Raw genomic sequence first — 26,362 nt, forward strand, 5'->3', positions numbered from 1 at the left:
CTACCTTAGTTTCTTAATTCGTTCAGTCTGACTAATGACATCTGTTAAACGTATACCAAACTTATCATTGACGACGACAACTTCACCGTGGGCAATCAAGGTTCCATTAACCAATACATCCAAGGACTCACCAGCTAAGCGCTCAAGTTCAACAACCGAGCCTTGGTTAAGTTGTAACAGGTTACGAATACTAATTTTCGCACGCCCTACTTCCATAGAGATAGTCACTGGTATATCTAAAATGGTGTCAAGCTTACGGCGCTCATCGTCTGAAATCGGAGATGAAGTATCTTCGAGCTCATCCAGCTGCGCAGACATTACTTCATCGACGTCTACCTCAGGAGCATCAGGATCCTCACCAAGCGCAGCAGCCCATTCATCAGCCAGTTTTTGATCTTCATCCATACTTAATTACCTATTTTCTAATCTTCTATTTCTCCGTCATCTTCTTCTAGTTCAGAGATGACGTCTTTACCCAAAAATGCGATGTCTGTTTTCACTACATCAGGACGTTTAATTTTCTCAGACACTTGTACTGCCAACATTTCACCTGAGCGTCCCATTTTGACTCGATATGTGGGAAGCTCCTCGACGAACATAGTGGCATTTTCTGGCATAGCAACAGGAATGATATCACCAGGTTGAAGTTCCATCAGGTCTCTCAAAGAAATATCATGCTCAAGCAGGTTGACCCTAAAATTAATCGGGACATCCATAATTTCCTCTCGCAAAGCACTACTCCAACGGACATCAGCCTCCATTTTGTCAGACTGAACACCAGCATCAAGCAACTCTCGGATAGGCTCAACCATGGAATAAGGCATAACCACGTGGAAATCACCGCCGCCACCATCAACTTCAATATGGAATGAGCTAACAACAATAACTTCAGTTGGACTCACTATGTTGGCCATACTCGGGTTCACTTCCGAGTCAAGATACTCAAACTCAACACCCATTACAGGCGACCATGCTTCTTTGTAGTCCTCAAAGACGATTTTTAGTAGCAACTGGACAATTCGGCGCTCGGTTGGCGTAAACTCACGGCCCTCAATTCGAGCATGGTAACGTCCATCACCACCAAAAAAGTTTTCCACCAGTATGAAAACTAAACGCGCTTCCATTGTGATCAATGCGGTACCTTTAAGTGGCCTAAAACGTACCATGTTTAGACTTGTTGGTACGTAGAGTGTGTTTTGGTACTCACCAAACTTCATCATTTGAACGCCGTTAATGGACACTTCAGCCGCTTTTCTGAGCATATTAAACAAACTGATCCGCATATGACGGGCAAAACGTTCGTTAATGAGCTCGAGTGTCGGCATTCGACCACGAACAATCCGGTCTTGCGACGAGAAGTCAAAATCTACTGACGAACCACCACCGTCGCCACTACCGTCGCCATCATCATCGACATCATCCACACCGTGGAGAAGCGCATCAATCTCATCTTGGCTTAATAAATCGGTCACTCATCACCTACTGTATTACAAAATCAGTAAACAACACACGTTCAATTACTGGCTGCCCTACGGCTCGATTTAAACTCGCCTTGATATCGTTTGTTGCTTTGTCTCTAAGTTCCACTCTGCCGTTCACACTTCTTAGTTGCTCAACCGTAGCCGAAGCAAAGGTGCCCAACAACGAGCTTTCAATTAAAGGAGAGTGGTAACGAGCTAAGTTCTCATTTTCAAACCCTCTCACCATTAATTGCACTTTAATCTGCACCAAACGTTCTTTGGTATCACCAGTCACGTTGAAAAGAAAAGGCTGGGCAATATTGACATAGGAAACTGGCTCTGATGAAACCTCGACTTCCTGCTCAACAACTTCTCCCGCTTCTTCTTCACCTCCAGAACCCATCATAAAAAATGCAGCCCCGCCACCACCCACTAGCAATACAACAACAGCGATGATAATAATTAACAGCTTACTTTTACCTTGGGGAGCTTCTGTTTCTATTTCTTCGTCGGCCATATCCGTGGTTCTCTATTTTGCTTACTTTTCTATAGTTTAAGCGTAATAACTGATTCCATCACGCTTTGTTGTCACATTCAAATCAAGATTGACGCCTGGTTCAAGGTTTTCTTCACTAGAAAAGGCCTGATGGCTGTCGCCTTGACCATTACCCGAGTTATTTCCAGCATAGCGATTCTGCTGCCCGGAAGACTGCTGCTGAACCGATGAATCACCCAGTTGTACCCCTTGCTGAGCCAACATTTCTCTTAAGCGAGGCATAGATTGTTCAATCACATCTCTGGCTTGCTGGTTTGCAACTGTAAAATGTACCGTTGCACCATCTCCCCCTACATTTAAGCGAATTTGCAATCGCCCAAGCTCTGGAGGATCAAGACGAATATCTACATTCTTAAGGTTTTTAGACATCATCATCTGAACACGCTCAGCAACTTGGTCACCGGCAAGCTCTCTATTTAACGGCAAAGGTGCTTGAGCCGAAGCTTGCTCGGCACGCAATTGTGTTTGTCCAGCACCAACCTGTTGCCCAGCAGCCTGAGATAATTGCTGAGCTAAACCAAACTCTTGGCCTGATGCCGCTCCTTGCTTAGCCCCTGATTGAGAAAGCTTCCCTAATGCCCCCAAAGTTTTAGCACCCATTGCGGCCTTTAACACAGCCTGCTCACTGGCGACAGGGGTAGCGGCAACCTGCTGAAGCTGATTAATAGACACATCATTCGCAAGCGGGACGTTTGGTGTAGGCGCAATAATATGCTGACTATTCGCTAAGTTGGATGATTGAGAAGCTTGATTCAACACTTGGGAGGTTGACTGGACAACAGAAGCTTGGAGCGCCTTATGTTTTCCATCAAGTTTTTGTAACATCTCATTACTTACCGCTTCTTCAGGTGATGCTGACCAAGGGATAGCCGACGTTGCCATTGCAGGTGTTGCTTCTACTGCCTCTACCGGGTTAGCCTGAACATTAGCACTCTCAGCTATATTTGTGCTGTGTGGATTAAGGTCAGCGCTTCGCAACTCAGTATGTACTGCTTTTGCTACTGGAGTAATATGACTTGGCAATTGCTCAGACATAGCCTGCGCCTTCGCAGATTCAACAATTTGCTCTATTTCATTACCTGAGAGACCTTGCTCTTTAAGCTGATGCTTCAAGCGCTCAATGTCTCCTTCAATCGCAAGCTTCACCTGTTCTACATCAAGCGCATCTAGTTTGTCCGCTTTATTCACACTTGAAAGCTTGTGTGCCATTAATTCAGTGGGAAGAACGGCGTCTGACGGCATCTGTTCAGATTCAATAAACTGCTTAGCTATTTCAGGGATGTCTGCATATTGCTCTTGAGAAATAGCCTGAGCCAACGATGCCGACTCTATGCTATCAATGCCACTAGACAAGTCGGTTGTTGCCGACTCTATGCTATCAATGCCACTAGACAAGTCGGTTGTTGCCGCCTCTATGCTATCAATGCCGCTAAACAAGTCGGTTGTTGCCGCCTCTTTACCGATGGCTTGCCGTAAAATGGTTTGATTATGATGAGTGTTTAGGTCGTCACTAACGAGGATCTGATTATCGATACCCTTAAGTGGCAACTCCTTGCCGAGTTGGTCTTGTAATGCTTTGTTCGCATCGTCCAACCTTCCGAGTAATTCACCATTTTCGGATACTATTTTCTCCGCATCAGATTCGAGTAAATTGCTAGGTATTGCTGGTCCGCTCTTTTGCGCCGCTCCTTCGGCTAAAACTTGCGATTGATCTTTAAGGCTGTCAGCATCAATATGCTTTTCTGAATCGGATACGTTATTTTTAACGAGAAGGGGAACGTCCTCATTACCGACGTCACCATCAAGGCTAACCTCTTGTTCTAGCATCAACTTAGTGCTTTCTCCTCCTTCAACAGGAGAATCCACTGTCACTCCATCTGCTGATTGCTTTTCACTGGACTCACCTTTTATAAACGCAGCTAACTTAGCAAAAAAACCTTCTGATTGCTCAGTCTCTGCGGACTGGGATGTCGTCGAGGTTGCTTTAGAAAAGTCGGAAACTTGGGTTATATTCACATTCATAAACAGAGCACTCACATACGATTGAGAACAGCCACAGACAATCATTAGAACAATCATCAGCGACGCAGCAATATTTAACAATGATTGAGCAAAAAGCGAGCCAAGTCGTTTAGTCATACAAGATTATTGACTCTACCTAGTACTAGTTTGCAGATCGGCGCGCATACTGGACTGTAGCAAACTCATCCATTTGCTTTTGTTCGCGGATATGCTGTATTCGCTGCTTTTCTTCTTGTTTTTTATCGATAAGCCATTCATAAGATCGGCGCTGCTTGCGGCATTCCGTCCAATTATGCTCACAATTTTCTACTTGAGAGATGAAATGTTGCTCTGCCTGCTTCTGTTTAGAAAGAGTCTCATCCAGTGTTGTTAAAAATCGGTTCAAATGCATATATTGGCTGGCCGTCAAACCCTGCTTACCTTTTTCGACAAGCTGATCACAATAGTCCAAGCGGTAATTCTCTATTTGTTTCAACTGTTGATAATAGTCATCTAGCTCAGCTCTGGCTTGGCTGAGCGCAAGCACCGCTTGATTTTCACGTTCTTTAGCTTGTTCAAGAAGAAATACCATCGCATTATCCATACATTACTCCTCCGTTTGAACTTGCAGCAAGTTACGCAACATACTGATGCTCATATCAAAGGGGACGGTTTCTTTCATTCCTTGCTGTAAGTAAGCATCCAACCTAGGTTTGAGTGTAAACGCACTGTCTATCGCAGGATCTGAACCAGGCTTGTAAGCACCAATAGAGACTAAGTCTTGGTTTTTTCTACAAACCGATAGAACCTGCCGCACAGCTTTGGACATCAGAATTTGTTCTTCGCCTGTCACCTGTGGCATCACTCGACTGACTGACTTTTCAACATCAATCGCTGGGTAGTGTCCAGCATCTGCCATTTCACGCGACAATACAATATGGCCATCAAGTATCGCCCTTGAAGCATCAGCAATCGGGTCTTGTAAGTCATCTCCCTCAGTAAGAACAGTGAAAAAAGCCGTAATTGAACCATGCTCTTGACTGCCATTGCCTGCCCGCTCTACCAGAGAAGGAAGCTTGGCAAAGACAGAAGGTGGATAGCCTTTAGTTGCAGGCGGCTCACCAACAGATAAGGCGATTTCACGCTGGGCTTGTGCAAAACGGGTGAGAGAATCCAATAAAAGTAAGACATCAAGGCCTTGATCGCGAAAATATTCGGCTATAGTCAGTGCTGTTTGGCATCCCTTTAGACGCATGAGTGGAGAAGAATCTGCAGGTGCTGCAACAACAACAGAGCGCTGACGACCATCAACGCCAAGTATGTCATCAATAAATTCTTTCACTTCGCGCCCACGCTCACCGATAAGACCCACCACTACGACTTGCGCAGTGGTTCCTCTCGTCATCATGCCCAAAGTGACTGATTTACCCACACCAGAACCAGCAAATAAGCCAATACGTTGGCCTTTACCCACAGTAAGTAAGCTGTTGATTGCTTTTATCCCAACGTCTAAGGGCTCAGAGATAGGCTTTCGAGAAAGAGGATTGATAGGATCAGAATTAAACTTGGCGCGCTTATCCGTGTACAGGGGCCCAAGCCCATCGAGCGGATTACCAACACCATCGATAACACGCCCAAGCAATTCCATCCCGACAGGCAAACCAGAATCTGTCGCTAAGGGCGTCACTTTGGCTCCTGGTAGAACCCCTGTTATTTGCTCACTAGGCATGAGGAATAAATTATCGCCCGAGAAGCCGACAACTTCAGCATCCATGTGGCCATGTATCGTTTCAACCTGACATAAACTACCGATCGGCGCTCGGCACCCAGCCGCTTCTAATGTAAGCCCAACGACACGAACCAACTTACCCGAAGCGACAGGGCGACAAGTCAGGCTATCCGTTTGATAATGCGAGAGACGTTCAGCAAGCGCTAACATTAGTCACCACCTTGATGATGATTTGCGCCACAGAAGTTATCGAGAACACTACGGATTCTGTCCTCTAATCGATAATTAACACTGGACTCACCCGCTTCAATTTGTAAGTCACCTGGGTTGAGTGCGGGTTCAGACACCAGCAGCCAATTACGAAACTCCAGCTCCCCCTCACCATATGCAGAACGCACAATCTCAACATCATCAGGATGCAGTTTGACCGTAATCGAATGTCCAGATACTGGCAGGGATTCGACAGATTGCTTAACGGTATCTAACACCACTTTAGGATTGATTTTAACTTCAACATGGACAACTTCTTTGACCAAAGTTAGCACCATATCAACGATCTGTTTTTCGACTTGTACATTAAGCAGTTCAAGAGGCTGAGCAAACTGATTAGCCAAATCAACAAAAGTACTAATTTGCGCCTGAATAAGCTCTTGTCCAGCTTCTACTCCTTCGGCTTTGCCCGTTTCAAAACCTTCCTTGTGGCCCTCAGCGTTTCCTTGCTCTTTTCCTTTTTCGTACCCTTGCGTAAAACCCGCTTCTTGCCCTTGTAACAGTCCTTCTTCATAAGCTTGCTGCTTAATTTGTTCTATTTCTTCTTCTGTTAGCTCTTGCGGTGGTTCTGGCTCTGACTCTGGAAGTGCTGGCATCCAACTGGGGTCATAATTCAAGGCGGTCTCTTTAGCCTGAGAACGAGTTTCCGAAGAGTAATCTGGCATACCCCACAACTCAGTTTTATGAGCAAGGTCCCCTTCTTCTATACGCAGGTATCCGCGTTTTCTTTCATCTGACATGACCAAATTACCTAATGTTCAAGACTATAAGAATTCATCGGCACCACCGCCAAGAACAATTTCACCGGAGTCAGCCATTTTACGTGCAACGGCCAAAACCTCTTTCTGCGCAGCTTCAACGTCAGAAACTTTAATTGGCGCCATGGCTTCAAGGTCATCAGCCATAAGTTCTGCCGCTCGTTTAGACATATTCTTAAAGATTTTTTCACGCAGAGCATCATCTGCGCCTTTGAGTGCTCTCTGAAGAGACTCTTGCGGAACATCACGCAGCAGTTTTTGGATACCTGAATCGTCGACTTCGATAAGGTTTTCGAATACAAACATAAGATCTTGAATCTGTGTTGCCATATCTTCATCTTGCTCACGGATTTGCTCCATCATGATGCTTTCCATCTGGTTATCCATAAAGTTCATGATTTCGGCCGCAGCTTTAGTACCACCAATTTTCGCGGCTTGAGCACCCGCCTGACCGGCAAACTGTTTCTCCATGATTTCATTCAACTCAGCAAGGGCTGAAGGCTGTACTTCCTCTAACGTGGCAATTCTCATTACTAAGTCAAGGGCATCACGTTCGGCAAACTGTGTCAAAATTTCGGCTGACTGATCGGGCTCTAGATAAGAAAGTACTATAGTTTGAATCTGAGGGTGCTCGTTGATAATGATACTGGCCACCTGACGAGGATCCATCCATTTTAGGGAATCCAAGCCTTTCGAGCCTGTGCCAAGTAATATCTGGTCAACAAGGTTGTTAGCTTTGTCTTCGCCTAGAGCAGCAACTAAAGCATTACGCATAAAGTCTTCACTACCCATACCTATATTGGTGTATTTCTGGATATCTTCCAAAAAGGCCCGATGAACAACACTCACCTTCTCTTGGTTGAAGCTAGCAGCCTGAGCCATTGCACTACCTACGCGCTGTACTTGTTTGGGCTCTAGATGGCGAATGATGCCAGCCGCGTCTTCTTCATTAAGACTCAGCAAAAGGATCGCCGCACGCTCTTCACCGGGTACACTTTCAATATCCAAGGTGTTTTCTTCGCCCTCACCTTGAGGGGCAACGTCATTAGCCATCTTCCATCCAGTTCTTCACTACTTGTGCCGCAAGTTCAGGCTCATTCGCTACCAGAGCTCGAACCGCTTTCAACACGTCTTCATCTTTATGGAGGTTTGGTAAGTCTATGCTAGAGCCAAACTCAAACAATTCTCCACCGTCCATGTCCCCGCCAATAAGGCTTGTTTCACCATCGGCCCCAATGGGTAAACCATCAGGCCCATACATGTCCTCATCATCGTCCGAAGCAGGGTTCAGTAGTTTGGTCATTGCTGGGCGGACCAAAACAAGAACTATCACGATAATGACAAGCGCACTGGCTAACCATCTCATCCAATCATTAAAGTTCTCGTGCTCCCAAATCGGCACTTCACCGATGACTTCCACTTCGGGTTCTGCAAACTGCATACTAAGGACGTTGAGTAAATCACCTCGACTTTCATTGAAACCTACTGTACCAATCAATACCTCGCGAATGGACTTCAATTCAGCATCAGAAATCGGTTGATAAGTCGTTTCACCCGTATCAGGGTTGGTCGTAGGACGATTTTTTATCGCAACAGCAACCGTTTGACGGTTAACAACACCAGTCTGACGTCGCTCATGACTGATCGTAGTATCCAGTTCAAAGTTACGCGTCGCTTCCTTATGCACAGAGCCTTGCCCAAGCAAAGACCCGTCCTTCATTTGAGCAACGTCTTGCGGTATTGAGGCATCTGCAGGAGGTTGGTTACTAAGGGCACCCGGGACACCAGCGACGACATTGCCATTATTATAGTCTTCCAAGGTGTACTCGCTTCGAGTAGAAGGTGTGTTGGGGTCAAAGCGCTTACGGGTTTGCTCCACTGCGCTGAAATCTAACTGGATATCGACCTGCGCGGTGTAGTTACCAAAACCCAGAATAGGAATAAGCACAGAGTCAATTTTCTCACGCAGTGCTTCTTCTTGTTTTCTCTCGAGCTCATGCTCTTTGCGCCGAGCTGCTGAAGCGGGATCTTGAGAGCCTGAACTCAAAAGACGACCATGTTGATCTGTGACAGTGATGCGGTTTGGCTTCATACCAGGGACCGCACTTGCAACTATATCAACGATCGAATCGACCTCTTCTTGTTTTAGAGAAGCTCCCATACGAAGAGTGAGGAATACAGAAGCAGACGCTTCCTGATTATGCCGAACAAACACGCTTCGTTTTGGTAAAGCAAGTAGGACACGTGCTTTACGTACATGTTTCATTTCCTCGATCGCTTTAGCAAGTTGAAGCTCTCGACTGAGTTTCAGACGTTCTTGCTCCAAACGCTGCGAAACGCCAAAACCCATATCCTGCATTAATATGTCATTTCCAGCCTGCTTTTCGCTATTCAAGCCAGCACGAACCATATTTAACTTGATTGAGTTATACTCGCTGGCAGGCACAGAAATCGTATTACCATCAAGGTTATAATCTATTTTTTCTTGATCAAGGTAGTCTAGTACAGGTATCAGCTCCTCCGTCTCATACGCCCCTAATGGACGCATTTCAGGCTCTCGAACCCAGAAAAATAGCATCACAATTAAGGCAACACAAATGGAGATAGAGAAGACAAGTACAATCTGACGAAGAAGGTCAAGATCTCCAACAGCCATATCAAATTTCTTTGAGCTCTGTTCGTTCAAATCTGGATTTTGAATATCAATATCCAAATCGGATGCGGCTACCACACCTGTATCCGGCGCATCTTCCGCTACAGCTAGCTCTGTTGATGGGGTTTCTTCTTCTGACACAGACAGTACCTATCGCTTAAACTGGCATATTCATCAATTCTTTGTACGCTTCGACAAGCTTATTGCGCACTTGAATTGTTGCTTCAAACGCAACGCTCGACTTGTTTCTCGCAATCATAACGTCAGACAACGAAATATCGTCGTCACCTCTGTCGAAACGCATTTGTAAGTTGCTTGATGACTTAGCTAATCCGTTGACATTATTAATTGCGCTGTTGAGCATATCCTTAAAGTCAGCACCAACTTTCTGTCCCGTTACTGCAGGCTTTGTATTGGCTGCCTCAAACATCATGGCTTGTAATTCGCCTTGAAAACTATCCACTTTCATTGAGCACCTCAACCGTCAACTCTTTGACCATAATCCTTGTTGTTAGAATAATCTGCAATCTACATGCCATAAATATTTGGCATTAACACCCATACTTTAGTTGGGGATTTCAATGCCTGCATCTCTCATTTTTGCAAGCTTGTAGCGCAGCGTCCGAGGGCTAATACCCAGTTTCTCAGCCATGTCTTTACGCCGACCATTGCACTCTGCTAACGTGTCGAGAATAATCGCAAACTCCTGCTCTCGTAATTCGCCTCCTAAACCAGAGGACACTGGGAACTCGCCTTCTACTTCAGCCAATGGCTTTATACTAGGCGCGCTAATCTGACCGGTTTCCACTATGTGCTGCAAGCTGCACGCGTCTTGCCAATCAAGTCCTTCAAGAAGGATATGTTCGGCGTTAATCTGCTCATTTTCACTTAAAATAAGCGCTCGTTGGACCACATTATCCAATTCACGAACGTTACCGGGCCAATGATAAGCATGGAGTTTATTTAAGGCATCAACAGCCAAGTTAGGAACAGGAAGCCCTAATTTTTTGCAATGACGTTCAACAAGGTGCCTAGCAAGAGGCTCGATATCATTTTTACGCTCGCAAAGAGCTGGCCAAGCAAGAGGAAACACATTTAACCGATAATATAAGTCTTCTCGAAAATTTCCTTCTTGGACATAAAGTTTTAGATCTCGGTTACTCGTTGCTAAAACACGCACATCAAGTCTAATGCTTTTGCGGCTTCCCAAACGTTCAACTTCTCGCTCTTGCAGAACACGTAGTAACTTAGCCTGAAGATTCAAATCCATCTCGCTGATTTCATCGAGAAGAATTGTTCCACCTTGGGCTTGTTCAAATTTCCCTGGACACGCTTGTACAGCACCAGTGAACGCCCCTTTTTCATAACCAAATAGAGTCGCTTCTAACATGTTATCTGGAATAGCCGCACAGTTAATTGCGACAAAAGGGCCATCTTTACGATTTGATGCATTGTGAATGTAACGTGACATGACTTCTTTACCCGAACCACTGGGGCCAAGCACCATAACATTCGCGTCTGTTTTAGCTACTTTATCCGCCATGGCCAATAATTTAAGACTTTTATCGTCCGCAACAACAGCATCACCATTATCGTCAGATTTACTGGGAGCGTATCGACTAACCATATTGAGCAAAACTTCAGGCGCAAATGGCTTGGCCATATAATCGATAGCTCCGTCTTTCATCGCAGAAACAGCATCTTCAATATTCGCATATGCCGTCATCAGTAGAACTGGAATGTTTGGCCAATGCTGCTTGATGTTGCGCAGTAGGGCTAGTCCTCCCATCCCTGCCATTTGCACATCAGTTACCACTATATCAACAGAATGTGATTTGAGCTTGAGCAGCGCATCTTCTGCGCTGTCAGCTTCTAACCATTCATATCCTGCAAGGGCAAGAGTATCAACCAAGGCTTCACGCAAGCCTTCATCATCTTCCACGATCAGTACTTTGCTTTGCGTCATTATCCTTCTCCTTTGATTATCTCGGGATTATTCTGCGAGCTGCTTTCAAGAGGGATGCAGATTGTAAAACATGCTCCTTCTCCTTGCTCAGAAATAAGCTCGAGCCTTCCATCGTGAGCACGGCATACCATCTGTACAACAGCAAGTCCAAGCCCTGTTCCTTGAGAGCGAGTTGTAAAAAACGGCTCCATAATTTGATCTTGTAGTTCTTTCGGCACACCAGGCCCATTGTCCTGAACCGAAATTTTAAGCTCATTGCGCACAGGTCTAAAAAAAACGTCGACTTGAGAGTCTTTGCCAGAAATTTGTATCGCGTTCATCACTAAGTTACTTAGAGCCGATGCTATGGCGTTAGCATTACCTAGAAGTTGAGCTTCTTCTTGTTCAACTTCTAGGTGGTAATCAATCTGATTGTTTTTTAGAGCCGTCTCAACCATTGGGGAAAATTCAGAGACTAATTCGGAAACAGTAAAAGATTTAACCACCTTGTTGTCACCGCCTTTGGCAAACAGCAACATATCATTCACTTGTTTTTCTAAATCGTGTAAGCGGTCCATCAACTTAGCTTGGAAGCGTTGTTTAGTTGACGAAGGTAAGTTAGGCGCACTTAGATTTGACGCGTAAAGTATAGCGCTGGACAAGGGAGTACGTACTTGATGTGCCAGTGAGGCAACCATTCGTCCAAGCGAAGACAAGCGTTGAAGATCACTTATGCGCGACTGTAACAGTCGTGTTTCGGTCAAATCAGTGATAAGTATTAGTTGTCCTGTAGGTGAAGCAGAGATAGCAAGCCTCACTTTACGCCCATTTCGTAAAGAGACTTCATGTCCATCATCCTCTCTAGGAGCAAATGCCCCCTGAATAACTTCAAACCACTTTTGTCCAACGAGCGGCATTTCCAGTAGTCGCTGAGCTTCTGGGTTGGCTTCATGCACAACACCCTGTGTGTCTAACAAGATCACTCCTGCTGGCATGACATCTAATACTTGTTTGTATCTCTCAACTTGCTCTTCAATAGTACCAAGTGGTGTTTTATTCGTAGTAGCTTGAGCTGCTTGCATGTCGTATTTCTGCCTTTAAAAACAACAATAGTCTGAAATGCAAGAAGCAAGCCAGACTATTATCTTTTATATTCAACAACTTAAATCAAAGTCAGAATTTTGACAACACTAAGAATTGACACAACTAACGTTGGACATTGTACTTTCTCATCTTCTCTACTAGCGTTGTACGTCTCATACCTAACATATCTGCAGCACGAGCAACCACGCCATCTTGCGCCTCTAAAGCTTGATTAATCATACTCACTTCTATCTCTGCAATCATTTCCTTGAGGTTAACCCCCTCAGGAGGAAGCTCTTGAGGAGCATGGACATGTTCTTGCATTCCCTCTGACTTATCGAGACTAAAACCTTCAGAGAATATGTCTTGTAGGGCATCACGCTCTTGCTCCTCAACGGAAGCAAATGCATTATACTCAGGGTGAAATTCAGGAATATCACTGTAGCGATACTTGGTCGGCAAATGATTAACATCAACTAAGCTATTTGGATAAAGAATTACCATCCTTTCGACCAAATTGGCCAGTTCCCTAACATTACCTGGCCAATTATGCTCCATGAGTGAGTTAATAGATCTTGGAGTAAAACAAATTGGCCGAGTACCTTCAGACTCCATACGAGCCATTAATTCTTGGAGTAAAAGAGGCACATCGTTAATACGATCACGTAAAGGAGGCATTTCAATAGGGAAAACGTTTAGCCGATAATACAAGTCTTCTCGAAAAGACTCCTCTTTTATCATATTGTCGAGGTTTCGATGAGTAGCAGCGATAACCCTGACGTTAACTCTTATGGTTGCATTACCACCAACACGTTCAAAGCATCTTTCCTGTAATACTCTGAGGAGTTTAACTTGCATTGGCATTGGCATATCACCAATCTCGTCCAAAAACAAAGTACCGCCTTCAGCTAATTCAAAACGTCCTTTACGCGAAGTAATCGCTCCTGTAAAAGCCCCTTTTTCATGGCCAAATAGCTCGCTCTCTAACAAGTCAGGGGGGATAGCACCACAGTTTATTGGCACAAATGGTCCAGTCTTGCGTGCAGAATGGTAGTGAATATTGCGAGCGACGACTTCTTTGCCTGTTCCAGACTCTCCCAGTATAAGCACATTAGCTTCTGTCGAAGAGACTTGCTCTATAAGGTGTCTTACTTCCTGTATTCCAATGCTCTGACCAACCAAACTGCGAAACAAGGTGTCATCACGAGAAGAAGCAGTATGGTTTATCCCTTGGCGCCCGAGAAACTCTTTACAGTGGCGTAGGGCTTCGCTCAGTTGAGGATAATTTAAGGGGTACTCCAGTTCACCAACATAATTGGTCATCTCTTCAACTGGATAAGTGTGAGGCCCCAGCATAAGTAAAGGAACGTGAACGGATTTCAGTAGTTGGCCATTTAATTGGGTGGAAAAACCTTGGTTATTCATAGAACCAAGAATACAGCCAGTCCAAACACTAGACCAGTCTACGTCGTTTAACTGTGCAGAGCTTATCGCCTCACACGGTTCTCCAACGAACTCTAGTATGTTACGCAAACCGACGCGCGCCTGCGCATCGTCTTCAATTACGAGCAGCTTTGCTAAACCTTGCATAGGTGAGATTTATTGCCTTAATTTTCAAACGTTATGGCTGATATTTTGTTCTGGCGACTAATCTAACTATAGAACAGGATTAGTGATAGACAATTTATAAAATTAAGCCACAAACTTAGCCACTAAACGAGTTAGTGGCTTATATTCTATTTGATAAAAAAATAAAGGCAACCAAGCATTTAGGTGATGTGATGCTTATACCAAAAGATTTGAGTGAAATATCTGTTTAAAACGTAGATTAAATCAACATTTTAATTCAATTTCCCGCATCGCTTGCAGTTAAATTGTGATACTCAGCGGGTATTTGTTCCCAAGCAGACTTAATTTCACGGATTATCTCAATAACATCATCAATAGGCTGAGGATCATTTTTATGATTAGCTTCGGTGATTTGAGAAATCATAAATTCATAGAGTTGATCAAGGTTTTGCGCAATGTCACCACCGTCATCCATCGACAAACAGCTACGCAAACTGATAATAATGTCCAGCGCCTTGCCCAGCCTTTCTCCCTTTATCGGAATATTGCCTTGCTCCATTGCCGCTTTACCTTGAATCAAACGTTCAATAGCGCCTGCCATAAGCATTTGAACAATCTTATGCGGGGAGGCAGCACTGAGCTGGCTATCTACTGATACCTTCTTGTAAGCCTGTAATGAACCACGCATAACAACCCTCTTTATAAAAATTTTTTGTACTGCTGAACCGACTTATTGCCGTAGCGATACTTTTTCAAATCACTGCCAAGTTCTGCGGTTTTCTTTTGCATTAACTCAACAGTCAACTGAGTGCGCTTTATGGCATCATGCCATTCTGGTAGCTGTGCTAACTCATCATTCTCATTTATTATACTAATCAAGGTTAGCAATATCTGTTCCCTTGTATCGACCTGATCAAGAATTTCTGCAGAGTTAATCTCAACCTCTGCAAGCTTAAGCGTAATTTTGCGATCTAAGTCACTAAGTTGTGACAAGGTTTTCAAAAAATCATCCGCCAAGTGCATTCATCATACTCGCTAACTGAGACTGCATATTACTTGTAGCATCCTGCATTGCCGAAAATTTGGCGTGTGTGCGTTTTTCAAGACTTTCCATGCGTCTATCCAAAACGGCTTGATCATCATCAAGACTGTAGTTTCGGTCAATCATGGTTTGTTCACGAGTCCTAAGCGTCCCTGTAACGCCAGTTATTCCTTGAATAGCCTCTTCTACTTTCTTTGCAAAACCCTGATTACCACCAAAGAAGTCCTCTAACTTGTTAAAGTTATTATTAATTTGGCGATCTAACATATCATAATTGATTTCTAACGTACCTTGACGAGTCGTTGCTATACCAAACTCTGTCAGTGTTTTAAGGTCATCAGAGGCAGGCTCAATTGGCGCTGAAAAGACTGATTTCAGTCTGGAGTCTGCATTTCGTACAACACTTTCTCCCGCTAGCGGGCCGGCTTGACCAGTTCTTGGATCAACGCCTGCTAGCTCTTTGGATACTTGATAAAACTGGTTATAAGCAGCGACAAACTGTTCAATATCAGCGCGAACTCGCAAGCGGTCATATTCGATGTCAATTTCGGAGGGCGCTTTGTTCCTGTCCGAGCGTCCCTTTAACGTCAAATCGACGCCTTCAATGGCATCTTCAATAATATTATTATCGCTAGAAAGTTGAGCCACGCCATCAAGCAGCACTTTGGAATCTTGAGCAGCCTGAACCTGTGTCATACCTCGGTAGGCATCAAAAGACTCTTGTGCCGATTGTAAGTCAGCTTGAGCTTTGTCAATACGTTCTAGGTACTCTCTTTCTTCTTGAGGTAATTTTGACAGTTCAATCTGCTTTGCTTCTTCAGGCGTCAATTCGCCAGACAGTACTTTTGCATCTAGAGAGGCTTTCTCTTGCGCTAATTTCTCTTCAAGATCGGCTTTCTTAGCTTCAAGAACCGCTTGTGCTTCTTTGGGGGTAACATAAGAATCTGTCAAAGTCCCTGATGCAGACGGGCTCCAGCCCGGAACGTCGGGCGCTTTTTCTAACGCTTTTGCATCAAGTTGAGGCTCTGGTTCCCAATATGAGTCCAACAAAGTCCCAGATGCCGTATCTGTCCAACCTGGAATCCTCTCTTCAGGTCTAAGGTATTGGCTTGCTTGCGTACCAGCGGTTGCGGCTGCAACAGCAGCGACATCTGATAATTCATTACCCGCACTTGCATCTTTAGCTGCATTTGGATCAGCAGCGATTGCCGCTTGTTTGGAAGCATCGGCAATTTCTTGATCGACAACTTTTGCCGCTTTAATATTGTTTTCTGCTATTCTATCCGCCACAGCCTGCTCTTCGTCAGTCAATGGCTTTATTAAATCTTGCGCTGTCGCTCGCGCTTCTTCTAGGTCTTTGACGCGCTGCTCTAACGTTTTATATTCGAGTTGTTTAAGGAGATTACCAGGCTCTGCTTCAGCACTTAAGGTCAGTGCATTCTTTTCACCTGAGTTGCTTGAGGCAACAATAAGGCGCGGACCTTCAACATCATTAATAACTGAGGCGCGAACACCCGGGTTTGCTTTACTTTCATTGATGCCGCGAACAATATCAGTAAGCTTTGAATTGTTTTTTACCTGTACTGTAAATTCCTTATTATCTAAAGAAATCTGCAGCTTGCCCGGGCCATACTTTGCATCTTGCGGCATTACATCAGATGCAATTTTATGACTCTGGGCAAGCTGCAACACATCAATAGCGTATCTACCAGCGATAGCTTCAGTGGTTGCTGTCGCAGAAACGACGGTTTCATCTGTCGATTCAACCTTTCTTGCGGCGAAAGCTTTCTCTTGGCGAAAGCTCACCATCAAGTTTTTCATCGTATCCAACGACTCTCTGAGCCGACCGTAAGCACTGATACTGGAATCAATTTTGTCACGCTCACTGTCAATTCGTTGCTGTTTAGGAACACGCTCCGAATCAACAACTTTGCTGACCATGGCATTGATATCCATGCCAGAATTCATCCCTACGGGGCCAAAGCTCATTCAATCACCTCAAAATACGATCAAACCGTCTGGTTCAGAAGTCCCGACGAATATCGAGCTGTCTGATCCCTCAGGCGTCGCAGTATTTCTAACATTTCCTCATCGGGTATCTGGCGAATAATATCACCAGTATCCGCTTCATAAATGGTTACTACATCCCTTCCCGACTCTTCATCGACCCGGAAAGATAGGCCAGTGTTGATGGACGAAATGAAATCATTCATTTGCTGTACCATACGTTGCCGCTCAGCCCTGTTGAGCTTTTCACGTTGTTGAGACGCTTCAATTGCTTGTTCAACAGCTTGAGCAGCTTGCTCTCTCACCTCGGTCGTAGAAACCTGTTCTTTCCGCGAGGAAACTTGTTGTGCACCACCATACTTTGAAGCAACTTTAGTGCCACTTTCTGAGCCGTAAGGCTGGATGTTCGATGTGTTGGATGGTATTTCCATAACAATCTCCCTTCCACCTTATAGGTTGGTAACTTGGTTACCTACCAATAAGCTCGTTCGAACCTACTGGTTAACCTAATAAGCTAAGAGCTGCTGATGGTGACTGTTTGGCCTGCGCCAAAACAGACGTACTCGCCTGCTGCAAAATCTGCGACTTAGTCATTTCAGTCGTTTCTTTTGCATAGTCTGTATCTCGAATACGACTACGAGATGAATTCACATTCTCGTTTATGTTATCCAAGTTACTGATCGCATGGCCAAAACGGTTCTGGAATGCCCCTAACTCCGCACGCTGACTATCTACAGTCGTTAAAGCGCCATCTATGATGGAGACTGCCATTTGCGAGCCAGCAACAGTAGAGACATCAACATCAGCAACCGTCCTATCTTCTGCTGCTCCAAAACCAATTTCGCCACCCAACGCACCACCAATAGTGACATCAGATGCGACTCGGTTATTGGCAGCAAATAGTTGCAATTTACCTTCTTCGCCAACAGACGCCTTAATATCTGGACTCTGACCATTGATGTAAGTAGCGAGCTGTTCAATATCATCGCCCTCTTTGGCATTAATGGTTAGTGTCTGAGCTTCACCATATACATCAGTATAGTCGAGTGTAAGGTCGGTTGAGCCTTGAGAAACTCTCCAATCCGTAGCTTGTCCTGTCTGAGCAACATAAGCTTTGCCTCCCATACCTTCATTATCAGAGCGCAGATTACCCATGGTGAGCATGACTGCCTCACCTGAGCCAGCGCCTATCTGGAAGGATTGGCTACCATAAGTACCGTTCAAGAGTTTGTTACCACCGAAAGAAGTTGTCTCGGCAATACGGTTAAGCTCATTATTGAGTGCAGCGACCTCTTCTTGAATCGCAAGACGTTCCGAACGTGAGTTCGAACCATTCGCCGATTGAAGGGATAGATCCCGCATACGTTGAAGGATGTTTGTCGTCTCGTTCATTGCACCTTCTGCGGTTTGTGCAATTGAGATACCATCGTTAGCGTTTTTCACCGCCATGTCTAAACCACGACTTTGCGATGTTAAACGGTTGGATATTTGAAGCCCTGCTGCATCATCCCGGGAACTATTAATTTTGTACCCCGATGATAAACGCTCCATTGATCTCTGCATGCCGTCAGCCGACCCATTAAGGTATCGCTGAGCAGTCATCGCAGACACATTCGTGTTTACGTTAATTGCCATACTGATCTCCTTAGGCATTAAGGTGATGTACCTTAGCGTCTCTCACCTCGCTTTAGCACATCTCATTTCTCTCAGTCTTGTTAACGGCTGAGCAAATATATCCTTTAGAGAAAAGTTTGAAAAAAAATTCCCAAACAGAGCAAATATGCAACAAAGTTATTTAAAATCAGACAATTAAAATGCAAAAAAAAATCCAGCCTAAGCTGGATTTTTTTCTTTTATTTAGACTTAACCAAGTAGGTTTAGAGCCGTATTTGGTGTTTCTTTTGCTTGAGCCAAGATTGAACTGGACGCTTGAGATAGAATCTGTGACTTGGTCAGTGCAGTTGTCTCTTTGGCAAAATCGGTATCTTTGATTCGACTCTTAGATGCATTCACATTCTCATTGATGTTATCCAAGTTAGTAATTGCATGAGTGAATCGGTTTTGGAAAGCACCAAGTTCTGCGCGGTGACTGTCGACGTACTTTAGAGCTGAGTCCACAATCGCGACTGATTGCTGGGCTCCACCCACTGTTGTAACATCGATAGTATCAACAGTGACCGCCTCTCTTGGTCCCATACTTAAGTCACCCGCTAACCCACCACTAAAGGTCACATCACCCTGGACCTTATCTGTGCCAGCAAAGATTTGTAGTTTACCCTCGCCGTCTACTGAAGCACTGACTAACTCAGTTTGACCATTAATGTAAGTAGCCACTTCTTCAATATCATCACCGACTTTTGTATTGATAGTAATGGTTTGTGCGTTGCCTTCATTATCAACAAGGTCCATCGTGATGTCATTTGTACCTGCTTCAACAACCCAGTCTTTATCTTTACCGTTTGCTGCGTGATACATACCACCACCCATGCCAACATTGTCAGAACGCATATTATTAAGGGTTAGCATCACAGCTTCACCGCTGTTAGAACCAATTTGGAAAGCGCGGGTTGAATAAGTACCGTTAAGCAATCTATTGCCACCAAATGATGTGGTTTCCGCAATACGGTTTAATTCATCGTTAAGAGCCGTCACTTCTTCTTGCAATGCAATTCGCTCTGAACGTGAGTTTGAACCATTTGCTGATTGAAGAGACAAGTCTCTGATACGTTGTAAGATGTTAGTACTTTCGTTCATAGCACCTTCTGCAGTCTGAGCAATTGAAATACCATCATTGGCATTGCGTACCGCCACATGAAGCCCCCTACTCTGAGATGTTAATCTGTTTGAGATTTGGAGACCCGCTGCATCATCTTTTGCACTGTTAATCTTAAAGCCTGAAGATAAACGTTCCATTGATGTTTGCTGCGCGTTGTTAGCGCTGTTTAGGTAACGTTGTGCTGTCATTGCTGCTACGTTGGTGTTTACATTCACTGCCATGGTGATTTCTCCGTTTGATTTTCCTGTGTTGCGATTCCCGACGTCTCGGAAAATCAAAAGTAGTTCTCTCAAAGTTACTTTTATTAACGGCTCTATTTCTCAAACCTTGAGAATTTTTTTGCGTTATTTTTGAAAAAAATATGCTGGGAGAAGTAAATTTGATCAAAACTCAAAAAACATTAAAAAGGTGGCATTTTTCTCTATAGCTTTAATGAAGATTGCCGAATCGGCGATGAGCTTAACCAAGCAAAGTTAGAGCAAGGTTTGGCTGTTGTTTGGCCTGCGCAAGAATAGAGGCACTGACTTGCTGTAAGATTTGCTGCTTGACCATTTGAGTGGTTTCTTTTGCATAGTCAGTATCTTTAATACGACTCTTTGATGCCGCTAAGTTTTCGTTAATGTTGCCAAGGTTGCTGATCGCGTGCCCAAAGCGATTTTGCATCGCTCCCAACTCAGCTCGATGGCTATCGACATACTGCAAAGCCGTATCGATTACAGCGACGGCTCGTTGTGCCCCTCCAACCTCAGAAATATCTAAGTTATCAACCGCTTCATAACCAGATAATCCTATTTGAAGCTCATTGGCCAAGCTGCCAGAGAAAGAAATGGTGCCTGATGTTTCTTTGCCCGCCATAAAAATCTGCAACTGTCCATCTTGATTAACCGAGGCTGAAACCTTACTCGTTTGGCCATTAATATAAGTAGCCAGTTCTTCAATATCATCACCAACTTTGGCTTCAATTTGAATCGACTCCTGCTGACCAAAAACATCGGTATATTGCATCACTAATATTCTGGAGCTTTGTTTAATTTGCCAATGTTGATCGACTTTGTTGGCGGATAGATAGCTAAAACCACCCATTTCTAGCGAGTCTGAACGCATATTGTTCAACGATATTTGAACCGCTTCACCTGAACTTGCACCAATTTGGAAAGCAGAACTAGAAAATGAGCCATTGAGCAACTTTCGACCACCAAAAGAGGTAGTTTCAGCGATTCTATTCAATTCATCATTCAAAGCCGCCATTTCTTCTTGTAATGCCAGTCTCTCTGAGCGGCTATTTGAACCATTTGCAGATTGTAAAGACAGGTCGCGCATTCGTTGCAAAATGTTAGTAGACTCGTTCATCGCTCCTTCGGCGGTTTGCATGATGGATATTCCATCATTGGCGTTGCGCATCGCAACACTCAAACCTCTCATTTGCGATTCCAGACGATTAGAAATCTGTAAGCCAGCAGCATCATCTTTTGCACTGTTAATACGATAGCCTGAAGATAACCTCTCCAAAGACTGGTTCAACATGTCTGTTGCATTGGTTAAATACCTTTGCGCCGTCATTGCTGAGACATTGGTATTAACAGTGATGGCCATAACGTTTAGTTGTATTACTCATGAGGACTAATACTTATATCGGCAAAAAAAGATTTTCTTTAGCTTTTTATCGCCTACAAGCCGCCCGCTAAATCCAAGTAGTTGCCGGTAGAAAACGATGATTTTTCACAGGCAAGCCAATAGATAGCTTCGGCAACCTCCTCAGGCAAACCGCCTCGCTGCATTGGAATATGACTTTTTAGCCTATCGACACGCTCAGGCTCTCCACCATCCGAGTGCATTTGGGTATGAATCAACCCAGGGCGAACACAGTTAACTCTTATTCCCTCTTTTGCCACTTCAAGAGACAAACCCTTGGTCAAGGTATCGATTGCGCCTTTCGATGCAGCGTAATCAATATATTCATTAGGGGAACCTGTTCTGGCCGCCGTTGACGATACGTTAACTATGACGCCTCCTAAACCTCCATGACGAGTCGACATTCGCTTAACCGCCTCTCGGCAACATAAAAAGTAACTCGTCACATTATTGGTCAAAATAGTATTGATACGCTCGGCATTCATCTCATCTAAGCGCATCTGTGTTTGCAAAATCCCAGCATTATTAACAAGAACCGTTAATTGGCCGAGCTCTGTATCTACCGTATCAAACAAACGGCAAACTTCGACTTCTTGAGACACATCCGCTTGCACAGCAATGCAACGTCCACCACTCGAGTTAATCTCATTGGCAAGGGCAGTCGCCACGTTAGAGTTAGACTTGTAGTTAATGCACACGGCATAACCATGATGAGAAAAAAGCTTGGCGGTTGCAGCTCCGATGCCGCGCCCACCTCCGGTAACAATAACGACTTTAGAATGGTTCATGAATTTACATTTATACGCTGAAAAGAATTTAAAACACTATAAATAACAAAATCTTAAATTACAAAGCTAATGAGATGAATGTGATATAACCAACACAAGCTAGTAAAAAGCCGAACACTGAGGTTCAGCTTCATTTTCTTAATTGGTCGCTGAACTTATTTTATGGTCAGCGTTTTTAGCATTTGGGCTGACGGGGCAAAAAAGTAAGCGCCTGTCACCGCTTTTGAAAAACGTAGTAACTGATCATATTTGCCATCTGTGACCGCATACATGCTTTCTAGCATCGCCTTGAAATTGTGCAGAGTATGACAATAAGCAATAAATAATAGGCCGTGATCACCTGACACACTGCCATAAGGTAAGCTGTGGCGAACGATCTTAAGCCCTTTACCTTCTTCTTTTATATCAACCCGTCCGACATGAGAAGCGGCGGGGACATTGTCTAACTCAATAGAATCAGCTTTGGTGCGTCCGATCACTTTTTCTTGAGCTGAAACATTGATGCGATTCCACGCTGGTAAGTTATGCACAAAACGTTGCAACATTACATAGCTACCCCCTGCAAACTCACCTTGTGGGATTATAGCGACTTCTTGGCGCTGGTCGCCATGTGGGTTTTCTGTACCATCAATAAACCCTGTCATATCACGTGCATCTAGATATCGATAGCCATATGTTTCATCAACAACCGAAACGTATTCGGCTATGTTCTCAAATAACTTACATAGAAGATGAACATGTAAATCATGACGCTTTGAATGGCAATGTATTAACACATCAACATCTGTGCTAGGTGCCAGCATATCCCCTTCTCCTAGCTGCGGAAAATCTATCAGTTCTTCTGGAACAGGGGCATCAAGCTGGCTCCAAAAAGATCGGGTAAAAGCGATCGAAAGCATTAAATCAGCACCGGTTTGCTGGCTATTAAGCTCTTCAACCAAAGCTGGTAGTGATTGTAACTGTTTTAAAACTTCTGCTTGATTTTGCTTCACTTTCAACAAAGTGTACTGAGCAAAAGGACTCGCTTCAGGAAGAATGGCACTTTGAGGGGTCGACATAGTTGTGTCCTCACATTTAATAATTTCTCAGTGTATTATGCTTATTGTAATTTTAATAACCAGGTTATCAATAGGTTATTTAGTTTGTTATCTTGGGCTGATGCCTCAAGCTCTCTCTTACGTGACGGCTATTGTAGGTATAAAGCATAAACCATAACAGGATGACAAGGGTAATCGCACTGGACCATTGAAATACACCGTGTTCAAGATAGACATGGTAAACAGTTTGAGAAAACTGTCCGGATATAATCAAGAGAGTAATAGGTTTAGCGACACTGAGGATTTTGCTCACCCACCCTCTATCTGGGCTTCGTAAGCCAATTGCCCACATCAAAGCTAAACTTGGCAGCCCCATACCAAGGTCTAAATAAAACAAAGCATGGTCAGGGTAAATAATATCAAGAATTTGAGCGCCATTTTCCCTGCTTGCACCAGCTAGAATGAAAATCACCCAAGCTTTAGCGAGAAACAGCCAACCTAGCCAAAGCCACAAGGGAGCCTTGAGAAAGCCATGTTTATCATATTGTTCTAGACTGTAGCGCACGATAACGTCATAACTATTAATAATCACCCTACTTTATACTATTCATCCGATATTGCTATCTCTTGATAAAATTAAACCGTGTTAGAATACCCTTATTAAGGTTCACTCAGCATACGACTAATGAAAAACAAAGTATCTCCTTCACCTGAAACTCAACAAGAAGCGTTAAAGATAGCAAAAGCGACTCAAAAACCCGGTCAGACTAAAGAACAAACAAAATTAATAGCTCAAGGGATAGAGAAGGGTATTGCTCAGTACAAAAAACAACAAAAAGAAAAAGCACGCCAAGCAGACAAAGCCAAAAAGAAATTAAGGAAAGTCAAACATACTCAACTTGAAGTCGAGACCAACATAGGGACTGAGAGTACCCACTCTACGGCAAGTCACCCATGGTTTTCTTTTATCCCTTGGACCCTACTTGTTGTAAGCTGGCTTGGCTTCATTCTTTATGCAGTAAAGCTCTAATCTTAAAAAAGCAATGTGCTTATCACCCTTTTGCAAACTGCGCATTGAACCCCAAGCTTGTTTCTATATCTGTTCGTCTATCGGACACCCACTGGTAATCAAAAGGGCCCCAGTTAGAAAGTTGATAATAGCCGTCATTATGGCGGCGTCCATCTTGAACAAAATTTAGCTCAATACCAATTCTGGGTAATGCTTTAAGAACATCTTGAATAGTGCGACGTGGCCAGCCCGTATTTTCAATAAGTTTGGGGACATTAGGCCTATCAAGATTTTGCACCAATAATGCTAAATATAAGCGCCTTGCGAAAATAGGATTCAGCTCCATTGACACCTCCTAACAAATAAACAAGGTCATTATTTCTGTTTTGTAGACTCATGCGTTGCGTTCGATCAATAACCACTCCATCACCAAAGATTGAATGCATGTTTTGCATAGATAAAATAGTTTGCTCACACTTTTGTCTATATTGATACTTCCTGCTAGGATGCCCAAAGCGTCAATAGAGTTTATTTAAAGGTTAAGTTATGACAATCACCATGTATGGCATTCCCAATTGCGATACCATCAAAAAAGCGAAGAAATGGCTAGAAAAGGAAGGAATAGAATTCCAATTCCACGACTATAGAAAGCACGGAATTAACAAGGATATGATTGCAGTATTTTGCCAGCAGCTTGGTTGGGAAAATGTCGTTAACAAGCGTGGTACAACCTATCGCCAATTAAGCCAAGAACAAAAAGATAACCTAAATGAAGAACTGGCAATAGCGCTGCTAAGTGAACAACCACCTATGATAAAAAGGCCGATTCTGGTTACAGATAACCATTACCATCTTGGCTTTAAAGCCGAACAATACTCCGCTATCTTCTCTGCTGTATAAGGAATTAGAGAATGACTGACACACCTACTTTGGCACTCGCAAAAGACCTGATTAGTCGCCAGTCGGTAACCCCTGTGGATGCAGGTTGTCAAAATGTAATGATAGAACGCTTACAAGCACTAGGGTTCAAAATAGAAGTGATGGTTTTTGAAGATACCACTAACTTCTGGGCTCGTCGTGGAACCGAAGCTCCGCTGTTTGCTTTTGCTGGACATACAGATGTTGTCCCAGCAGGTAATCTAGAACTTTGGGATACACCACCTTTTGAGCCAACCATCAAGGATGGGTTCCTCTATGGTCGCGGTGCAGCAGACATGAAGGGCTCACTCGCTTCAATGGTTGTTGCAGTTGAGCAATTTATTGCCCAGAACCCAAATCACAAAGGCTCGATTGGCTTTCTCATTACTTCCGATGAGGAAGGGCCATTTATCAATGGTACTGTTCGAGTCGTAGAGGCTCTGATGGAACGTGATGAAAACATTGACATGTGTATCGTTGGCGAGCCCTCTAGTACTGAAGTCGTTGGCGATGTAGTAAAAAATGGTCGCAGAGGCTCTATCACTGGCGACTTAACAGTCAAAGGTATTCAGGGACACGTAGCTTACCCTCACCTTGCAAAAAACCCAGTACATCAGTCTCTAATGGCTCTGAATGAATTGGCCGAAACAGAGTGGGATCAAGGTAACGACTATTTTCCGCCCACCAGCTTTCAGATCCCAAATATTCAGGCAGGAACTGGGGCTTCGAACGTGATCCCAGGCGAGCTCAAGGTTCAGTTCAACCTGCGCTATAGTACTGAACTGAATAACGACATGATTGTTAAGCGGGTAAAGGACACACTAAGTAAACACAACCTAGATTATCAATTGGATTGGACCTTCAACGGAGACCCATTCCTAACCGATACCGGCGACTTACTTGATGCTGTTGTTACCGCTGTTGGAGACGTCAATCAAACTAAACCTGAGTTGCTAACCACAGGTGGCACCTCAGACGGCCGCTTTATTGCTCGTATGGGAGGTCAAGTTGTTGAACTGGGTCCCGTTAATGCCACTATTCACAAAGTTAATGAGTGCGTGAAAATTGACGATCTTGAGAAACTGACCAATATGTATCAAAAGACACTGGAGAATGTATTGGCATGACA

At 44.0% G+C, this 26,362-nt stretch carries 27 protein-coding genes; 3 read left to right on the plus strand and 24 right to left on the minus strand.

All coding sequences use genetic code 11. From position 1 onward, the window contains the following. From fliN to FIV01_RS10635, 23 genes are all read right to left on the minus strand, one after another. Positions 1 to 405 (minus strand): flagellar motor switch protein FliN, encoded by a 405-nt coding sequence (fliN, locus tag FIV01_RS10525; protein ID WP_152430963.1) that lies wholly within the window; start codon positions 403 to 405, stop codon positions 1 to 3. Positions 406 to 422: 17 nt separating this feature from the next. Continuing rightward, positions 423 to 1,472 (minus strand): flagellar motor switch protein FliM, encoded by a 1,050-nt coding sequence (gene fliM / locus FIV01_RS10530; RefSeq protein ID WP_152430964.1) that lies wholly within the window; start codon positions 1,470 to 1,472, stop codon positions 423 to 425. Between the two features lie 7 nt (positions 1,473 to 1,479). Continuing rightward, positions 1,480 to 1,977 (minus strand): flagellar basal body-associated protein FliL, encoded by a 498-nt coding sequence (gene fliL / locus FIV01_RS10535; RefSeq protein ID WP_114786697.1) that lies wholly within the window; start codon positions 1,975 to 1,977, stop codon positions 1,480 to 1,482. 36 nt (positions 1,978 to 2,013) lie between these two features. Beyond that, on the minus strand, positions 2,014 to 4,155 hold the full coding sequence (locus tag FIV01_RS10540; protein WP_246210397.1) for a flagellar hook-length control protein FliK: 2,142 nt from the start codon (positions 4,153 to 4,155) through the stop codon (positions 2,014 to 2,016). Between the two features lie 25 nt (positions 4,156 to 4,180). Then, entirely contained in the window at positions 4,181 to 4,621 is a 441-nt protein-coding gene (gene fliJ / locus FIV01_RS10545; protein ID WP_152430965.1) for a flagellar export protein FliJ, read from the minus strand. Between the two features lie 3 nt (positions 4,622 to 4,624). Further along, positions 4,625 to 5,956 carry a flagellar protein export ATPase FliI gene (gene fliI, locus FIV01_RS10550; protein ID WP_152430966.1) on the minus strand — a complete coding sequence of 444 codons (1,332 nt, stop codon included), beginning with the start codon at positions 5,954 to 5,956 and terminating at the stop codon, positions 4,625 to 4,627. Further along, a complete protein-coding gene (gene fliH, locus FIV01_RS10555; RefSeq protein ID WP_152430967.1) occupies positions 5,956 to 6,756 on the minus strand; it encodes a flagellar assembly protein FliH in 801 nt (266 codons plus the stop codon). The genes fliI and fliH overlap by 1 nt, the downstream gene beginning before the upstream one ends. A 24-nt stretch (positions 6,757 to 6,780) precedes the next feature. After that, positions 6,781 to 7,827 carry a flagellar motor switch protein FliG gene (gene fliG / locus FIV01_RS10560; RefSeq protein WP_114786692.1) on the minus strand — a complete coding sequence of 349 codons (1,047 nt, stop codon included), beginning with the start codon at positions 7,825 to 7,827 and terminating at the stop codon, positions 6,781 to 6,783. Beyond that, a complete protein-coding gene (gene fliF, locus FIV01_RS10565; RefSeq protein WP_415846713.1) occupies positions 7,820 to 9,505 on the minus strand; it encodes a flagellar basal-body MS-ring/collar protein FliF in 1,686 nt (561 codons plus the stop codon). The genes fliG and fliF overlap by 8 nt, the downstream gene beginning before the upstream one ends. Positions 9,506 to 9,584: 79 nt before the next feature. After that, positions 9,585 to 9,896: a flagellar hook-basal body complex protein FliE gene (gene fliE, locus FIV01_RS10570; RefSeq protein ID WP_152430969.1), complete on the minus strand. Its 312-nt coding sequence runs from the start codon at positions 9,894 to 9,896 to the stop codon at positions 9,585 to 9,587. Positions 9,897 to 9,992: 96 nt separating this feature from the next. Further along, a complete protein-coding gene (locus FIV01_RS10575; RefSeq protein WP_152430970.1) occupies positions 9,993 to 11,393 on the minus strand; it encodes a sigma-54-dependent transcriptional regulator in 1,401 nt (466 codons plus the stop codon). Continuing rightward, positions 11,393 to 12,454, minus strand: a complete 1,062-nt coding sequence (locus tag FIV01_RS10580) for a sensor histidine kinase (RefSeq protein WP_152430971.1) — start codon at positions 12,452 to 12,454, stop codon at positions 11,393 to 11,395. The genes FIV01_RS10575 and FIV01_RS10580 overlap by 1 nt, the downstream gene beginning before the upstream one ends. Before the next feature lie 124 nt (positions 12,455 to 12,578). Next, a complete protein-coding gene (locus tag FIV01_RS10585) occupies positions 12,579 to 14,045 on the minus strand; it encodes a sigma-54 dependent transcriptional regulator (RefSeq protein WP_152430972.1) in 1,467 nt (488 codons plus the stop codon). A gap of 256 nt (positions 14,046 to 14,301) precedes the next feature. Next, a complete protein-coding gene (gene fliS, locus FIV01_RS10590; protein ID WP_152430973.1) occupies positions 14,302 to 14,712 on the minus strand; it encodes a flagellar export chaperone FliS in 411 nt (136 codons plus the stop codon). A gap of 11 nt (positions 14,713 to 14,723) precedes the next feature. Then, positions 14,724 to 15,047 (minus strand): flagellar protein FliT, encoded by a 324-nt coding sequence (locus tag FIV01_RS10595; protein ID WP_152430974.1) that lies wholly within the window; start codon positions 15,045 to 15,047, stop codon positions 14,724 to 14,726. Beyond that, complete coding sequence (fliD, locus tag FIV01_RS10600) at positions 15,031 to 17,055, minus strand: flagellar filament capping protein FliD (RefSeq protein WP_152430975.1); 2,025 nt, start codon at positions 17,053 to 17,055, stop codon at positions 15,031 to 15,033. The genes FIV01_RS10595 and fliD overlap by 17 nt, the downstream gene beginning before the upstream one ends. Positions 17,056 to 17,075: 20 nt before the next feature. After that, positions 17,076 to 17,504 carry a flagellar protein FlaG gene (gene flaG, locus FIV01_RS10605; protein WP_152430976.1) on the minus strand — a complete coding sequence of 143 codons (429 nt, stop codon included), beginning with the start codon at positions 17,502 to 17,504 and terminating at the stop codon, positions 17,076 to 17,078. A gap of 70 nt (positions 17,505 to 17,574) precedes the next feature. After that, positions 17,575 to 18,708 (minus strand): flagellin, encoded by a 1,134-nt coding sequence (locus FIV01_RS10610; protein WP_152430977.1) that lies wholly within the window; start codon positions 18,706 to 18,708, stop codon positions 17,575 to 17,577. A 228-nt stretch (positions 18,709 to 18,936) separates the two neighbouring features. Then, positions 18,937 to 20,070: a flagellin gene (locus FIV01_RS10615; protein WP_152430978.1), complete on the minus strand. Its 1,134-nt coding sequence runs from the start codon at positions 20,068 to 20,070 to the stop codon at positions 18,937 to 18,939. Between the two features lie 238 nt (positions 20,071 to 20,308). After that, a complete protein-coding gene (locus FIV01_RS10620) occupies positions 20,309 to 21,442 on the minus strand; it encodes a flagellin (RefSeq protein WP_152430979.1) in 1,134 nt (377 codons plus the stop codon). Positions 21,443 to 21,516: 74 nt separating this feature from the next. Beyond that, the gene (locus FIV01_RS10625; protein WP_152430980.1) at positions 21,517 to 22,269 is read right to left on the minus strand and encodes an SDR family oxidoreductase; all 753 of its coding nucleotides are present in this window, start codon (positions 22,267 to 22,269) and stop codon (positions 21,517 to 21,519) included. 155 nt (positions 22,270 to 22,424) lie between these two features. Then, positions 22,425 to 23,327 carry a Dyp-type peroxidase gene (locus FIV01_RS10630; protein WP_152430981.1) on the minus strand — a complete coding sequence of 301 codons (903 nt, stop codon included), beginning with the start codon at positions 23,325 to 23,327 and terminating at the stop codon, positions 22,425 to 22,427. 79 nt (positions 23,328 to 23,406) lie between these two features. Next, positions 23,407 to 23,871: a DUF2919 domain-containing protein gene (locus FIV01_RS10635; RefSeq protein WP_152430982.1), complete on the minus strand. Its 465-nt coding sequence runs from the start codon at positions 23,869 to 23,871 to the stop codon at positions 23,407 to 23,409. A 120-nt stretch (positions 23,872 to 23,991) separates the two neighbouring features. Between FIV01_RS10635 and FIV01_RS10640 the strand changes: the two genes are divergently transcribed. After that, positions 23,992 to 24,336: a DUF2956 domain-containing protein gene (locus FIV01_RS10640; protein WP_152430983.1), complete on the plus strand. Its 345-nt coding sequence runs from the start codon at positions 23,992 to 23,994 to the stop codon at positions 24,334 to 24,336. A 22-nt stretch (positions 24,337 to 24,358) separates the two neighbouring features. Here the strand turns inward: FIV01_RS10640 and FIV01_RS10645 are convergent, their stop codons facing one another. Next, on the minus strand, positions 24,359 to 24,661 hold the full coding sequence (locus FIV01_RS10645) for a winged helix-turn-helix domain-containing protein (RefSeq protein WP_152430984.1): 303 nt from the start codon (positions 24,659 to 24,661) through the stop codon (positions 24,359 to 24,361). A 200-nt stretch (positions 24,662 to 24,861) separates the two neighbouring features. Between FIV01_RS10645 and FIV01_RS10650 the strand changes: the two genes are divergently transcribed. Both FIV01_RS10650 and dapE read left to right on the plus strand, forming a co-directional pair. Further along, positions 24,862 to 25,215, plus strand: a complete 354-nt coding sequence (locus tag FIV01_RS10650) for an ArsC family reductase (RefSeq protein ID WP_152430985.1) — start codon at positions 24,862 to 24,864, stop codon at positions 25,213 to 25,215. Positions 25,216 to 25,226: 11 nt separating this feature from the next. Next, positions 25,227 to 26,360: a succinyl-diaminopimelate desuccinylase gene (gene dapE, locus FIV01_RS10655; protein WP_152430986.1), complete on the plus strand. Its 1,134-nt coding sequence runs from the start codon at positions 25,227 to 25,229 to the stop codon at positions 26,358 to 26,360. Positions 26,361 to 26,362 lie beyond the last annotated feature (2 nt).

It is taken from the genome of Vibrio aquimaris, assembly GCF_009363415.1.
Taxonomy (GTDB): Bacteria; Pseudomonadota; Gammaproteobacteria; order Enterobacterales; family Vibrionaceae; genus Vibrio; species Vibrio aquimaris.